A 12698-nucleotide genomic window follows, 5' to 3' on the forward strand; every position below is an offset into this window, starting at 1 on the left:
TCGGCGGAGCGGAACGGCCGCTCACAGCATGATGCCGCCGGAGACCTCGATCACCGCGCCGTTGATGTAGCTCGCGTCGTCCGAGGCCAGGAAGGCGTAGACGCCGGCGATCTCGTCGGGCCGGCCCAGGCGGCCCAGCGGCACCTTGTCGACCATCTTCTGCATGACGGCCTCGGGGATCGTGTCGAGGATGGGCGTGGCCACGAAGCCCGGGCAGACCGCGGCCACGCGGATGCCCTTGGGCCCGAGCTCGCGCGCCCAGGTCTTGGTGAAGCCGATCAGGCCGGCCTTGGTGGCGGCGTAGTTCGTCTGGCCGAAGTTGCCGTACAGGCCGACCACGGACGAGGCGTTCAGGATCACGCCGGCGCCCTGCAGGATCATCGTGTCGGCCACCGCCTGGGTGCAGTGGAAGACGCCCTTCAGGTTCACGTCGATCACCTTGTCGAACTGCTCGGCGGTCATCTTGACCAGCCGCGCGTCGAGCGTGATGCCGGCGTTGTTCACCAGGCAGTCGATGCGGCCGAAGGCGTCTCGGGTGGCCTTGACCATCGCGTCGACGCTGGCCCGGTCGGTCACGTCGACCCGCAGGCCCAGCGCCCCGCCTTCGCCCGCGCCGAGCTCGGCCAGCGCAGCGGCGATGCGCTTGTCGTCGATGTCGGCCACCGCCACCCGCGCGCCGTCGCGCACGAAGCGCTTCGCCGTGGCCAGGCCGATGCCGCTTGCCGCGCCGGTGATGATCGCCACCCTGTTCTCGAGACGCATGATCGCTTCCTTTCAGTCAGTCCGAATTCGTTTCGTTGCCGCGCGAGGCGCGACGGGTCGCCGGGGCCCCGGAACGCGCGAAGGGATCGCGGCGCGCGGCCCGAGCTCGCGCCGCGCGGCAGATCCGTTCACGCGCCCTCAGCCGTCGGGCAGCATTCCCGCAAAGCCCAGGACCTCGTCGAGCAGCTCGGCGAAGTCCGACAGGCCGTGATCGCTGCCCTCGAGGACCCTCTGGCGCGCGCCGGCGTAGCGGCCGACCATCTCGCGCCAGTCGAGCAGCTCGTCGCCCTTGGCGGCCACCAGCAGGTAGCGCCCGGGAAACGTGATCGCGCCGACCTCGAGCGCGGCGAGCTCGCCCAGGTAGCGAGGTTCGAACACGAAGGGCGCATCGCTGTGGTACATCCGCTGCGGCCCGACGTGACCGCGCAGGTCGCGGGCGGGGTCGACCGCCGGGTTCAGCAGCACGGCGCGGCAACCATGCCGCTCGGCCAGCCAGGTGGCGTAGTAGCCGCCCAGCGAGCTGCCCACCAGCGTGTCATGCGGCCGGGGCAGCAGCCGCTCCGACACCAGCGCGACCGCCTCGGCCGGCGAGGCGGGCAACTGCGGGCAGACGAAGTCCGCGCCGCGGCCCAGCGCCTGCATCCGCGCGTCGATCAGCCGGGCCTTGAACGAGGCCGGCGACGAGCGGAACCCGTGCAGGTAGATCAGGCGGGGTCGTTCGGGATGCTGCATGGGAACCGGCCGGAGCGGATCAGCCGAGCGCGGCCAGCAGCCGCTCGTGGATGCCGCCGAAACCGCCGTTGCTCATCACCAGGATCCGGTCGCCCGGACGCGCTTCTGCCGTCACCGCGGCCACCAGCGCGTCGAGGTCGTCCATCGTGCGGGCACGGGCACCCATCGGCGCCAGCGCGGCCGCGGCGTCCCAGCCCAGGTTCGCGGTGTAGCACCAGGTCAGGTCGGCATCGGCCAGGCTGGCCGGCAGCTGGGCGGCCATCGTGCCCAGCTTCATCGTGTTCGATCGCGGCTCGAGCACGGCCAGGATGCGCCCCGCGCCGCCCATGCGGGCGCGCAGGCCGGCCACCGTGGTCGCGATCGCGGTCGGGTGATGGGCGAAGTCGTCGTAAACCTGGATCCCGCCGCGCCCACCGCGCAGCTCGAGCCGGCGGCGGACCCCGCCGAACCGGCCCAGCGCGGCGATCGCGTCGGCCGGCGCCACACCGATGCGGGCCGCCGCGGCGATCGCCCCCAGCGCGTTGGCCCGGCTGTGGGCGCCGGCGAGGGGCAGCGCGCAGCGACCGTGGCGGACCTCGCCCTCGAACACGTCGAACTCGGTGCGATCCGGCAGCTCGTCGACCGCTGCCTCGTGCCAGCCCTCGGCCGAACCGAAGCGCACGCAGCCGCTCCAGACGCCACGGGCGAGCACCCGGTCCAGCGCCGGCGCCTGGGCGTTGATCACCAGCCAGCCGCTGCGCGGCACGGTGCGCACCAGATGGTGGAACTGGGTCTCGATCGCAGCGAGATCGGGGAAGATGTCGGCGTGATCGAACTCCAGGTTGTTCAGCAGCGCCACCTGGGGCCGGTAGTGGACGAACTTCGAACGCTTGTCGAAGAAGGCCGTGTCGTACTCGTCGGCCTCGATCACGAACCATTCGCCGGCGCCGAGCCGGGCCGAAACCGGGAAATCGATCGGCACGCCGCCGATCAGGAAGCCCGGCGCCAGGCCGGCCGATTCGAGGATCCAGGCCAGCATCGACGCGGTGGTCGTCTTCCCGTGGGTGCCGGCCACGGCGGCGACCGGGCGGCCGCGCAACACATGCTCGGACAGCCACTGCGGGCCCGAGATGTAGGGCAGGCGGGCGTCGAGGATCGCCTCCATCAGCGGATTGCCGCGCGACACCACGTTGCCGACCACCCACAGGTCGGGGGCGAGCGCGAGCTGCGCCGGATCGTAGCCCTCGATCAGCTCGATGCCCAGCTTGCGCAGCTGGTCGCTCATCGGCGGATAGACATTGGCGTCGCAACCGGTGACGCGGTGGCCGGCTTCGCGGGCGATCGCGGCGATTCCGCCCATGAAGGTTCCACAGATACCGAGAACGTGAATGTGCATCGGGGCGATAATGAAAAAGGCCCCGGATTCTAACGCCATGACCGATACCTCCCCCGACGCGCTGCGACTCGAGATCGCCGCCGTCGCCGCCCGGCTGATCGCCGACGGCGGCCTCGACTACGCCGGCGCCAAGCGCAAGGCGCTTCGCCAGGTGCTCGGCGAAGGCAGCTCGCCGAAAGCTTCGATGCCCGACAACGACGAGATCGATGCCGCGCTGCGCGAGCACCTCGACCTGTTCGACGAGGAGCACGCCGGCCGCGTCGCCAGGCGGCGCCAGGCCGCTGCGGCGCTGATGCGCCGGCTCGCACCCTTCCGGCCCTACCTGACCGGCGCCGTGTGGAAAGGGATCGTCGCCGAACATGCGCCGATCCACCTGCAACTGTTTCATGACAACCCGAAAGACGTGGAAATCCAGCTTCTGAACGACGGCATCCGCTTCGACGTGGAAACCACCCCGCACTTCCGCGATCGCAGCCGCGACGACGTCGAGGCGATCGTGTTCTGGTGGCGCGACGAGCCGGTGATGCTGTCGCTGTACGACGAGGACGACCTGCGCGGCGCGCTGCGCGGCGGCAGCGCCGGGGCCGAGCGCGGCGACCTGCCCGCGCTGCTCGCGCGAATCGAAGAGCCCGGCACGGCGGACCCGGTGGCGCGAGGCGCCCGATGAACGCCCGTCGACGCTGGCTGGCCTTCGGAACGGTCGCGGCCGTGGCCGGCGGCCTGGGGGCCTGGACCGCCTGGCGCCGCTATGCGCCGGACGAAGGCGAGATCGACGCGGCGCATCTGCTGTTCGCCCTCAACCTGCCCGATGCGCAAGGCTTCGCCACCGGTCTCGACCAGCTGCGCGGCAAGCCGCTGGTCGTGAACTTCTGGGCGACCTGGTGCCCGCCCTGCGTCGAGGAAATGCCGGAGCTCAGCGAACTGCAGCAGCAGTACCGGGACCGGGGCCTGCAGGTGGTCGGCCTGGGCGTCGACTCGCCGGACAACATCCGCAAGTTCTCCGAGCAGAGACCGGTCGCCTATCCGCTGCTGGTGGCGGGCGCGGGAGGCAGCGAGCTCTCGCGGCGCTTCGGGAACCGGGCCGGCGGCTTGCCCTACACCGTGGTGATCGACCGCTCCGGCCGGGTGACCCGCCGGATCATCGGCCGATTCAAGTACCAGGACCTGCGCGACGCCATCGAGGCGGTCGTCGCCTGAGAGCCGGAAAACCCAGGCTCAGGAAATCTCTTGACCCGATTTTCGGAATCGGCGTTAAACTCCGGCATCTTCGGTGAACGGGCGGTCAAGTTGCGCGCCCACCTTCGATGTCAAAACTGATCTGGATTCTGCACGGCCCGAACCTGAACCTGCTCGGCACTCGCGAGCCCGGTGTCTACGGTTCGACCACCCTGAGCCAGATCAACGAAGATCTCGAAAGATACGGGCTGGATCGCGGCATCAAGGTCGATTCATTCCAGACGAACCACGAGGGCGCGCTGGTCGACCGCATCCAGTCGGCAGGCCCGGCGGGGGTGGACTTCATCGTGATCAATCCCGCGGCCTTCACTCACACCAGCGTGGCGATCCGCGATGCGCTGGCGGCCGTGGCGGTGCCCTTCGTGGAGGTGCACCTGTCGAACATCCACCGGCGCGAGGCGTTCCGACGCCATTCGTATTTCTCCGACCTGGCGGTCGGCGTGATCGCGGGTCTCGGCCCGGCAGGCTACCGGCTGGCGCTCGACTACGCGATCACCACGGTCGAGGCCGACAAGGCCGCCCAGGGCTGAGGCAGTTCCCGGCAGCGCGGTCGGCCCGAGCCGGACCCGAGCGCGGGCCCGGAACGATCCACACACGATTTCCATGGTGCGGCCGCGAGCCGCCCGAAAGGCAGAGACGATGGACCTGAGAAAACTGAAGACCCTGATCGACCTGGTCGCCGAATCCGGCATCTCCGAGCTGGAGATCACCGAGGGCGAAGGCAAGGTGCGGATCGTGAAGGCGCCCCCGGTGCAGGCCGCGGCACCGATGCCCATGCAGATGACGGCGCCCGTCGCCGTGGCCGCGCCCGCCGCGCCCGCCCCGGCAGGGGCAGCGCCCGCGGAACCCGCGGCCCCGAGCGGTCACGTGGTCAAGTCGCCGATGGTCGGCACCTTCTACCGCGCCGGCCAGCCGGGCGCCGAGCCCTTCGTCTCGGTGGGAAGCCAGGTCAAGGAAGGCGACACGCTGTGCATCATCGAGGCGATGAAGCTGATGAACGAGATCGAGGCCGACGCCACCGGCACGATCCGCGAGATCCTCGTCGAGAACGGGTCGCCGGTGGAGTTCGGCCAGCCGCTGTTCGTGATCGAATGACATGTTCGAGAAGATCCTGATCGCCAACCGCGGCGAGATCGCGCTGCGGATCCAGCGGGCCTGCCGCGAGCTGGGCATCAAGACGGTCGTCGTCCACTCCCAGGCCGATACCGAGGCCAAGTACGTCAAGCTCGCCGACGAGTCGGTCTGCATCGGTCCCCCGCCCTCGCGCGACAGCTACCTGAACATCCCGGCGATCATCAGCGCGGCCGAGGTGACCGACGCCGAGGCGATCCACCCCGGCTACGGCTTCCTGTCCGAGAACGCCGATTTCGCCGAGCGGGTGGAGAAGAGCGGATTCGTGTTCATCGGCCCGCGCCCGGACTCGATCCGGTTGATGGGCGACAAGGTGTCCGCCAAGGACGCGATGAAGAAGGCCGGCGTGCCCTGCGTGCCCGGCTCCGACGGCGCGCTGCCCGACGACCCGAAGGAGATCCTGCGGATCGCCCGCGCGGTCGGCTACCCGGTCATCATCAAGGCGGCCGGCGGCGGCGGCGGGCGCGGCATGCGGGTGGTCCACACCGAGGCGGCCCTGCTCAACGCGGTCACGATGACCCGCAGCGAAGCGCAGGCGGCCTTCAGCAATCCCTCCGTCTATCTCGAGAAGTTCCTCGAGAATCCGCGGCACATCGAGATCCAGATCCTGGCCGACAGCTTCCGCAGCGCGGTGCACCTGGGCGAACGCGACTGCTCGATGCAGCGCCGCCACCAGAAGATCATCGAGGAAGCGCCGGCGCCCGGCATCAGCCGCCGCCTGCTCGACCGGCTGGGTGCGCGCTGCGCCGAGGCCAGCCGCAAGATCGGCTACCGGGGCGCCGGCACCTTCGAGTTCCTGTACGAGAACGGCGAGTTCTACTTCATCGAGATGAACACCCGGGTGCAGGTCGAGCATCCGGTCACCGAACTGATCACCGGCATCGACATCGTGCAGGAGCAGATCCGGATCGCCGCCGGCGAGAAGCTGCGCTTCAAGCAGCGCGACATCGTGCTCACCGGCCACGCGATCGAGTGCCGGATCAACGCCGAGGACCCGTACAAGTTCACGCCGTCGCCGGGGCGGATCATCGCCTGGCATCCGCCTGGCGGGCCAGGCATCCGCGTCGACTCGCACGCCTACGCGAACTACTTCGTTCCGCCGCACTACGACTCGATGATCGCCAAGCTGCTGGCGCGCGGCGACACCCGCGAGCAGGCGATCCGGCGCATGCGCATCGCGCTGTCCGAGATGGCGGTCGAGGGCATCCAGACCAACCTGCCGCTTCACCGCGAGCTGCTGGCGGACGCGAACTTCGTGACCGGCGGCACCTCGATCCACTACCTCGAGAACCGGCTGGCCCAGCGCAAGCTCTGATCGCGCGGTCGACCCGAAGGACAATGCCGGCATGTGGAGGGAAGTGATCTTCGTCGTTGCCCAGGACCGCGTCGAGGCCTGGTCCGACGCGCTGCTCGAGTGCGGCGCGGTGTCGGTGCAGGCCGAGGATGCCGACGACGGCTCGCCCGACGAGCAGGCCCTGTTCGGCGAACCGGGCGAGCCCGCGCCGGCACAAGGCTGGCTGCGCACCCGCCTCGCCGCGATGATCGGCGACGAGGTCGACGCCGGGCGGATGCTGGCCGACGCCGCCGCACAGTGCGGCGACGCGCCGCCGGTCTCGCATTCGCTGCGCCCGGTGCCCGAGCTCGACTGGGTCCGACAGACCCAGGCGCAGTTCGAGCCGATCCCGATCGGCGAGCGACTCTGGATCACGCCGTCCTGGCACCTGCCCAGCGGCGACTCGGCCGGCAACCGCCTGCCCATCGTGCTCGATCCCGGCCTGGCCTTCGGCACCGGCAGCCATCCGACCACCCGGATGTGCCTCGAGTGGCTCGACGCGAACCTCGCGCCCGGCGCCACCGTGATCGACTACGGCTGCGGCTCGGGGATCCTGGCGATCGCCGCGGCGCGGCTGGATGCCGGCAGCGTCGTCGCGATCGACATCGATCCACAGGCCGTCGAGAGCACTCGCGCGAACGCCGCGGTCAACCAGGTGTCGCTCGAGGCGCGCGAGCCCGGCGGCACGCCGCCAGCGCCCGCCGACGTCGTGGTCGCCAACATCCTGGCCAACCCGCTGCGGATCCTGGCGCCGCTGCTGTCCTCGCTGGTCAGGCCGGGCGGATGGCTGGTCCTGGCAGGCCTGCTCGACCGGCAGGCCGAGGAGATCGCCGCCTGCTATCCGGACGTGGCGCTCGAAGCCTGGCGTTCGCTCGACGGCTGGACTTGCCTGGCCGGCCGCGCCCGGTCATGATCGACGCGGCCGGCGAGCCGGCCCCGCGCGCGCGCAGGCGGCGCGCCCGCTTGCCGATCCTCCCGATCCGATGACCCTCGTCACCACCTGCCCGAACTGCGAAACCAGCTTCCGCGTCGTCGCGGACCAGCTCAAGTTGCGCCGCGGGTTCGTGCGCTGCGGACAGTGCCGCACCGTGTTCTCGGGGCTGGAGCGCCTGCGCAGGCTCGAGGAGGAATCCGGCGCGCCGACCAGCGCGTCGGGTGCGGCGCCCCCTTCGACGGCAGCCCCTCTTGCAGTCACGCCGGCGACGGGACCCGAGGCGGGGCCGGACAGCGGCCCCCTCCCGTCCTTCGGCGCCCCGGCTTCGGAGGCGGGCGTGCCGTCCTTCGGCGCTGCCGGGCAGATCGACGACGACCCGGGCCCCGAGGACTACGCGCCCTGGCGGTCCGCGCATGCGCATCCGGCGCGCGAAGACGATCTCGACGGCGAGCACTGGCGCACGGAGCGCTTCGAAGAAGACGCGTCGCCGATGACGCTCTTGGTCGATTCCGCGGACACCCTTCCGATCGAGGATGAAACGCTCGCGCACGAGGAGACGCTCCCGCGGAACGAAACGCTCCCGCCGGACGAAACGCTCCCGCCGGACGAAGCGCTCCCGCCGGACGAAACGCACCCGAACGACGACACGATTCCGCACGATGCGGCGCAGCCGCGGCGCGAGGCCTGGCGATCGGAATGGCCGGACATCGCGCCGAGCAACTTGTTTCGCACCCCGCCTGCGCGGCGGCCTGCCGGTGAGCCTGCGGCGCCACACGACGAAGACCAGCGCTTCGCAGAGGAGCTCGAGGCAGTCGCGCAGGAACTCGAGGCCTGGGACGACAACGAGTCCGCGATCGACTACTTCTCGGCCGAGCGCCGCCGCCGCGGCTTCATCGGCCGGAATGGCGGCTGGAAGCTGCTTGGGGCCTCCGCGCTGGTCGCTCTGCTGGGGCTGCAGGCGATGTTCGCCAGCCGCGACTGGCTGGCCGCGCGCTTCCCCGCGCTCGAGCCGATGATCGCCACGCTGGGCGCGCCCATCGGTCTCGAGATCCGGCTGCCGCGCGCGCTCGAGTCACTGGCCATCGAATCCTTCGAGCTGCAGGCGGCGGGGCGCCCGGGCCTGTTCTCGGTCTCGGCGATCGTTCGCAACGACGCGAGCTACGCGGTGCGCTGGCCGTCGATGCTGCTCACGCTGACCGATCCGGCCAACCGGGTGCTGCTGCGCAAGGCCATCGACCCGGCCGACTACCTTTCGCCCGCAGCCGTCGAGGCCGGCCTGCGGCCGCGCTCCGAGCGCCCGATCCGGCTCGCGCTCGAGGCCGACGAGGTCCAGCCGGCGGGCTATTCGGTCACGCTCTTCTACCGCTGACGCGCCCGCTTCCGACAACGCCCCTTTTCCCGACAACCGAACAGGAGTCCCGATGTCCCGCCGCGTGCTGATCAGTGGCTCGGTCGCCTACGACACGATCATGGTCTTCGAGGGCCACTTCCGCGACCACATCCTTCCGGATCGCGTGCACATGCTGAACGTGGCCTTCCTCACGCCGCGGCTCAAGCGCGAATTCGGGGGCTGCGCGGCGAACATCGCCTACAACCTGCAGAGCCTGGGCGGCGAAGCGGTGGTGCTGGCCGCGGTAGGACACGACGGCGAGCCGTTCCTCAAGCGCCTGCGCGCGCTGGGCGTCGACACCGCGCCGATGCTCCGCTGCGAAGACCTCTTCACCGCGCAGGCATTCATCACCACCGACCTGTCCGACAACCAGATCACTGCCTTCCACCCCGGTGCCATGTCCGAGGCCCACCGGGTGTCGGCGAGCCAGGCCGCGCAGGCCGGCGCCGCCTGGGGCATCGTGGCACCCAACGGCCGCGACGCGATGCTCTCGCACGCACGGGAGTTCTCGCAGGCCGGCGTGCCCTGGCTGTTCGACCCGGGACAGGGCTTGCCGATGTTCGACGGCGCCGAGCTGCGCGAGTTCGTGGAGCAGGCCTCTGCGGTGGCGGTCAACGACTACGAGGCGGGCCTGCTCACCGAGCGCACCGGATGGTCCGAGGAGGAGATCGCCTCGCGCGTGCAGGCGATGATCGTGACCCGCGGCGCCGAAGGCTCGGTGCTCTACGAGGGCGGGCGTCGCCAGCTGGTCGAGGCGGTCGCAGTGAAGGACCCGGTCGACCCCACCGGTTGCGGCGACGCCTACCGCGGCGGCCTGCTCTACGGCCTGTCGGCCGGCTGGTCGTGGCGAGACGCCGCGAGACTCGGCTCGCTGATGGGCGCGCTGAAGATCGCGCACCAGGGTGCGCAGAACCATCCGGTCAGCCGGGACGAGGTCGCGGCGCGCTACGGGGCGCTGTGGGGCACCCGCCCCTGGTGAGGGGCGATCAGCGCGCGAAGGCCATCATTCCGGGGAGCAGCGACTGCAGCAGCGTGAGCAGCACCTGCACCAGGAGGATCAGCACCAGCGGCGAGAGGTCCACGCCGCCGATGGGCGGAACGACCCGGCGGATCGGCGCCAGGAAGGGCCGCGTGAGCGCCGCGATGGTCGGCGCGATCGGCGCGTGCGGATTGACCCATGAGAGCACCGCCTGCATCAGCACCAGGGCGGTGAGCAGCCACAGCGACCACTTGAACAGCCAGAACACCGACAGCATCAGCACCGCGCCGGGCGCCGGAAATCGTCCGCCGCCGAAGAGCGCGACGAACAGCACCGCGAGGACCAGCGACACGACGAAGCCCGCCATGATGCTGGCCCAGTCGACAGTCCGGCCAGCCGGCAGCACGCGCCGCAGCGGCCTGACCAGCCAGTCGGTGATCGCGACCACGAACTGGCCGACGGGATTGCGCGCGCCGAGGCCGACGCGGTTCATGTAGGCGCGAAGCAGGCAGGCCGTTGCGAGCAGGCTGCCCAGCGTTTCGAGCAGAAGCCAGAGCGCTTGGTGCATGGAGGATCATCCGGGGGGTTCGAACGATTCTCGCACAAAGCCCCGTCATGGCCGACGCGCGTTCACGCGTCGGCCATGACGGGAGACCGTGCGCGGGCCGAAGCGCTCGGCCCGCGCAAACCGTCAGGGACGATTGCCGGTCGGAAACGGCCAGGCTGCGGCCGGGTTCAGCGGCTTGGGTGCCGCGACCTTCTTGGCAGCCGGCTTGCTCGCCGCCGCGGGCTTGGCCGCAGGCTTCTTCGCAGCCGGCTTCTTGGCAGCGGGCTTCTTCGCCGCAGGCTTCTTCGCCGCGGCTTTCTTGGCGGCGGGCTTCCTGGCGGCGGCCTTCTTGACCGCCTTCACTGCCTTCTTGACGGCCTTCTTGGCAGCGACCTTCTTGGCGGTGACCTTCTTGGCGACCTTGGCCGCCGCCTTCTTGACGGCCTTCTTGACGGCCTTCTTCGCCGCCGGCTTCTTCGCCGCGACCTTCTTCGCTGCCGGCTTCTTCGCCGCAACCTTCTTGGCCGCCGGCTTCTTGGCGGCGACCTTCTTCGCCGCCGGCTTCTTGGCGGCGGGCTTCTTCGCAGCGACCGCGGCCTTCTTCACGGCGGGTTTCTTGGCGGCGGCCTTCTTGGCCGCAGGCTTCTTCGCCGCGGCTTTCTTCGCGGGCTTCTTGGCGGTTGCCATCACGGATCTCCTTGCGTGGATGTTGCGGTAACGGAGACCCCTGTCGGAGCGCCCGAAGGCGCCCACCGACACGGGCCATTCATCGGCGCAAGAACGCGCGGTGTCCGCGCGAAAGCTCCTACGCTAATGAATTCGGCGCAAAAAAGGCGCCGGCCACCGGGGCGCGACGCCTTCTTCGAGGTCTTTCCGCAGGGGGAAGCAGTCCCCGCGGCCACCAGGGGCCGCCTTGCCTGTGCTGCTTCGCCGAGTCCCGATCTGCGGTGAGACCTCAATTCGGATCCTGTGCAAGCCGCGACGCCCGCTCGCGCGGGCCGCCGCCGCGATTTCATTCCCAGCTGAGCGCCCCGCCGGTCTGATACTCGATGACCCGGGTCTCGAAGAAGTTGCGTTCCTTCTTGAGATCGATCATCTCGCTCATCCACGGGAAGGGGTTCTCTTCCTGAGGGAACAGCGGATCGAGGCCGATCTGCTGCGCCCGGCGGTTCGCGATGAACCGCAGGTAACCCTTGAACATCGATGCGTTCAGGCCGAGCACGCCGCGCGGCATGGTGTCCTCGGCATAGGCGTACTCGAGCTCGACCGCCCGCATGAACAGCGCGCGGACCTCGTCGCGGAACTGCGGCGTCCAGAGCTGCGGGTTCTCGAGCTTGATCTGGTTGATCAGGTCGATGCCGAAGTTGCAGTGCATCGACTCGTCGCGAAGGATGTACTGGTACTGCTCGGCCGCGCCGGTCATCTTGTTCTGCCGGCCCAACGCGAGGATCTGCACGAAGCCCACGTAGAAGAACAGGCCTTCCATCAGGCAGGCAAAGACGATCAGCGACTTCAGCAACGCCTGGTCGCTCTCGGCGGTGCCGGTCTTGAAGTTGGGATCGGTCAGCGTGTCGATGAACGGGATCAGGAACTCGTCCTTGTCGCGGATCGACTTGACCTCGTGGTACGCGTTGAAGATCTCGCCCTCGTCGAGGCCCAGCGACTCGACGATGTACTGGTAGGCGTGCGTGTGGATCGCTTCCTCGAAGGCCTGGCGCAGCAGGAACTGGCGGCACTCGGGAGCGGTGATGTGCCGGTAGGTGCCCAGCACGATGTTGTTCGCGGCCAGCGAGTCGGCTGTCACGAAGAAGCCCAGGTTGCGCTTGACCAGGCGACGCTCGTCGTCGGTCAGGCCGTTCGGGTTCTTCCAGAGCGCGATGTCGCGGCTCATGTTGATTTCCTGCGGCATCCAGTGGTTGGCGCAGGTGGCCAGGTACTTCTCCCAGGCCCATTTGTACTTGAACGGCACCAGCTGGTTGACGTCGGCGCCGCCGTTGATGATCCGCTTGTCCTCGACGCGCACGCGGCGGTCGCTCTGCGCGAGCTGCGAGCCGTTGTGCGGCCGGGCATCGGCATGAGGCTGGGCCGGAACGGCGATCTGGTCGGGTGTGGCGCGGACGGCGGCGGGGGCCTGCGGCCGGGCCGCGGTCGGGGCGGCGGCCGTGCTCACCGGCTGGAGGGCCGGCATCGGCGACTGTGCGGGCGCCGGGCGGGCCGGCGTGGCAGGAATCGGATCGTCCCAGGAAAGCATCTGAGGTCTCGCTTCAATACTTCGATTT

General features: G+C 69.8%; 14 protein-coding genes. 8 read left to right on the forward strand and 6 right to left on the reverse strand.

Annotated features, from left to right (window positions below):
• Positions 1-21: 21 nt before the first annotated feature.
• The 3 genes from fabG to mpl form a co-directional block, all read right to left on the reverse strand.
• Positions 22-762 carry a 3-oxoacyl-ACP reductase FabG gene (gene fabG, locus FHP08_RS03635; protein ID WP_147702918.1) on the reverse strand — a complete coding sequence of 247 codons (741 nt, stop codon included), beginning with the start codon at positions 760-762 and terminating at the stop codon, positions 22-24.
• Between the two features lie 138 nt (positions 763-900).
• Positions 901-1494: a YqiA/YcfP family alpha/beta fold hydrolase gene (locus FHP08_RS03640; RefSeq protein ID WP_147702919.1), complete on the reverse strand. Its 594-nt coding sequence runs from the start codon at positions 1492-1494 to the stop codon at positions 901-903.
• Positions 1495-1513: 19 nt separating this feature from the next.
• The gene (gene mpl, locus FHP08_RS03645) at positions 1514-2869 is read right to left on the reverse strand and encodes a UDP-N-acetylmuramate:L-alanyl-gamma-D-glutamyl-meso-diaminopimelate ligase (RefSeq protein WP_147702920.1); all 1356 of its coding nucleotides are present in this window, start codon (positions 2867-2869) and stop codon (positions 1514-1516) included.
• Between the two features lie 37 nt (positions 2870-2906).
• Between mpl and FHP08_RS03650 the strand changes: the two genes are divergently transcribed.
• The 8 genes from FHP08_RS03650 (at position 2907) to FHP08_RS03685 (ending at position 9872) form a co-directional block, all read left to right on the forward strand.
• Positions 2907-3536 (forward strand): UDP-N-acetylmuramate--alanine ligase, encoded by a 630-nt coding sequence (locus FHP08_RS03650; protein ID WP_147702921.1) that lies wholly within the window; start codon positions 2907-2909, stop codon positions 3534-3536.
• Positions 3533-4066, forward strand: a complete 534-nt coding sequence (locus FHP08_RS03655) for a TlpA family protein disulfide reductase (protein ID WP_147702922.1) — start codon at positions 3533-3535, stop codon at positions 4064-4066. Before FHP08_RS03650 ends, FHP08_RS03655 begins: the two co-directional genes overlap by 4 nt.
• 107 nt (positions 4067-4173) lie before the next feature.
• Positions 4174-4635 carry a type II 3-dehydroquinate dehydratase gene (gene aroQ, locus FHP08_RS03660; protein WP_147702923.1) on the forward strand — a complete coding sequence of 154 codons (462 nt, stop codon included), beginning with the start codon at positions 4174-4176 and terminating at the stop codon, positions 4633-4635.
• Between the two features lie 109 nt (positions 4636-4744).
• Entirely contained in the window at positions 4745-5200 is a 456-nt protein-coding gene (gene accB, locus FHP08_RS03665) for an acetyl-CoA carboxylase biotin carboxyl carrier protein (RefSeq protein WP_147702924.1), read from the forward strand.
• A gap of 1 nt (position 5201) precedes the next feature.
• Positions 5202-6551 (forward strand): acetyl-CoA carboxylase biotin carboxylase subunit, encoded by a 1350-nt coding sequence (gene accC / locus FHP08_RS03670; protein WP_147702925.1) that lies wholly within the window; start codon positions 5202-5204, stop codon positions 6549-6551.
• Between the two features lie 31 nt (positions 6552-6582).
• The gene (gene prmA, locus FHP08_RS03675; RefSeq protein WP_147702926.1) at positions 6583-7482 is read left to right on the forward strand and encodes a 50S ribosomal protein L11 methyltransferase; all 900 of its coding nucleotides are present in this window, start codon (positions 6583-6585) and stop codon (positions 7480-7482) included.
• Between the two features lie 70 nt (positions 7483-7552).
• Positions 7553-8872, forward strand: coding sequence for a DUF3426 domain-containing protein (locus tag FHP08_RS03680; RefSeq protein WP_147702927.1), 1320 nt, complete (start codon positions 7553-7555; stop codon positions 8870-8872).
• Between the two features lie 52 nt (positions 8873-8924).
• Positions 8925-9872 carry a carbohydrate kinase family protein gene (locus tag FHP08_RS03685; protein ID WP_147702928.1) on the forward strand — a complete coding sequence of 316 codons (948 nt, stop codon included), beginning with the start codon at positions 8925-8927 and terminating at the stop codon, positions 9870-9872.
• Positions 9873-9879: 7 nt separating this feature from the next.
• On the opposite strand, the gene FHP08_RS03690 is transcribed toward FHP08_RS03685, so the two are convergent.
• The 3 genes from FHP08_RS03690 to FHP08_RS03700 form a co-directional block, all read right to left on the reverse strand.
• Positions 9880-10440, reverse strand: coding sequence for a YggT family protein (locus FHP08_RS03690; protein ID WP_147702929.1), 561 nt, complete (start codon positions 10438-10440; stop codon positions 9880-9882).
• Positions 10441-10563: 123 nt separating this feature from the next.
• Entirely contained in the window at positions 10564-11106 is a 543-nt protein-coding gene (locus tag FHP08_RS03695; RefSeq protein WP_147702930.1) for a histone H1-like DNA-binding protein, read from the reverse strand.
• Positions 11107-11431: 325 nt separating this feature from the next.
• Positions 11432-12607, reverse strand: coding sequence for a ribonucleotide-diphosphate reductase subunit beta (locus tag FHP08_RS03700; RefSeq protein WP_407703974.1), 1176 nt, complete (start codon positions 12605-12607; stop codon positions 11432-11434).
• Positions 12608-12698: the final 91 nt, after the last annotated feature.

The organism is Zeimonas arvi, from assembly GCF_008039575.1.
Lineage (GTDB): Bacteria > Pseudomonadota > Gammaproteobacteria > Burkholderiales > Burkholderiaceae_E > Zeimonas > Zeimonas arvi.

What these genes read in the sequence shown, in the direction of transcription:
- fabG (WP_147702918.1), bottom strand. Translation starts at nt 762, where the DNA reads ATGCGTCTCGAGAACAGGGTGGCGATCATCACCGGCGCGGCAAGCGGC.
- FHP08_RS03640 (WP_147702919.1), bottom strand. Translation starts at nt 1,494, where the DNA reads ATGCAGCATCCCGAACGACCCCGCCTGATCTACCTGCACGGGTTCCGC.
- mpl (WP_147702920.1), bottom strand. Translation starts at nt 2,869, where the DNA reads ATGCACATTCACGTTCTCGGTATCTGTGGAACCTTCATGGGCGGAATC.
- FHP08_RS03650 (WP_147702921.1), top strand. Translation starts at nt 2,907, where the DNA reads ATGACCGATACCTCCCCCGACGCGCTGCGACTCGAGATCGCCGCCGTC.
- FHP08_RS03655 (WP_147702922.1), top strand. Translation starts at nt 3,533, where the DNA reads ATGAACGCCCGTCGACGCTGGCTGGCCTTCGGAACGGTCGCGGCCGTG.
- aroQ (WP_147702923.1), top strand. Translation starts at nt 4,174, where the DNA reads ATGTCAAAACTGATCTGGATTCTGCACGGCCCGAACCTGAACCTGCTC.
- accB (WP_147702924.1), top strand. Translation starts at nt 4,745, where the DNA reads ATGGACCTGAGAAAACTGAAGACCCTGATCGACCTGGTCGCCGAATCC.
- accC (WP_147702925.1), top strand. Translation starts at nt 5,202, where the DNA reads ATGTTCGAGAAGATCCTGATCGCCAACCGCGGCGAGATCGCGCTGCGG.
- prmA (WP_147702926.1), top strand. Translation starts at nt 6,583, where the DNA reads ATGTGGAGGGAAGTGATCTTCGTCGTTGCCCAGGACCGCGTCGAGGCC.
- FHP08_RS03680 (WP_147702927.1), top strand. Translation starts at nt 7,553, where the DNA reads ATGACCCTCGTCACCACCTGCCCGAACTGCGAAACCAGCTTCCGCGTC.
- FHP08_RS03685 (WP_147702928.1), top strand. Translation starts at nt 8,925, where the DNA reads ATGTCCCGCCGCGTGCTGATCAGTGGCTCGGTCGCCTACGACACGATC.
- FHP08_RS03690 (WP_147702929.1), bottom strand. Translation starts at nt 10,440, where the DNA reads ATGCACCAAGCGCTCTGGCTTCTGCTCGAAACGCTGGGCAGCCTGCTC.
- FHP08_RS03695 (WP_147702930.1), bottom strand. Translation starts at nt 11,106, where the DNA reads ATGGCAACCGCCAAGAAGCCCGCGAAGAAAGCCGCGGCGAAGAAGCCT.
- FHP08_RS03700 (WP_407703974.1), bottom strand. Translation starts at nt 12,607, where the DNA reads ATGCCGGCCCTCCAGCCGGTGAGCACGGCCGCCGCCCCGACCGCGGCC.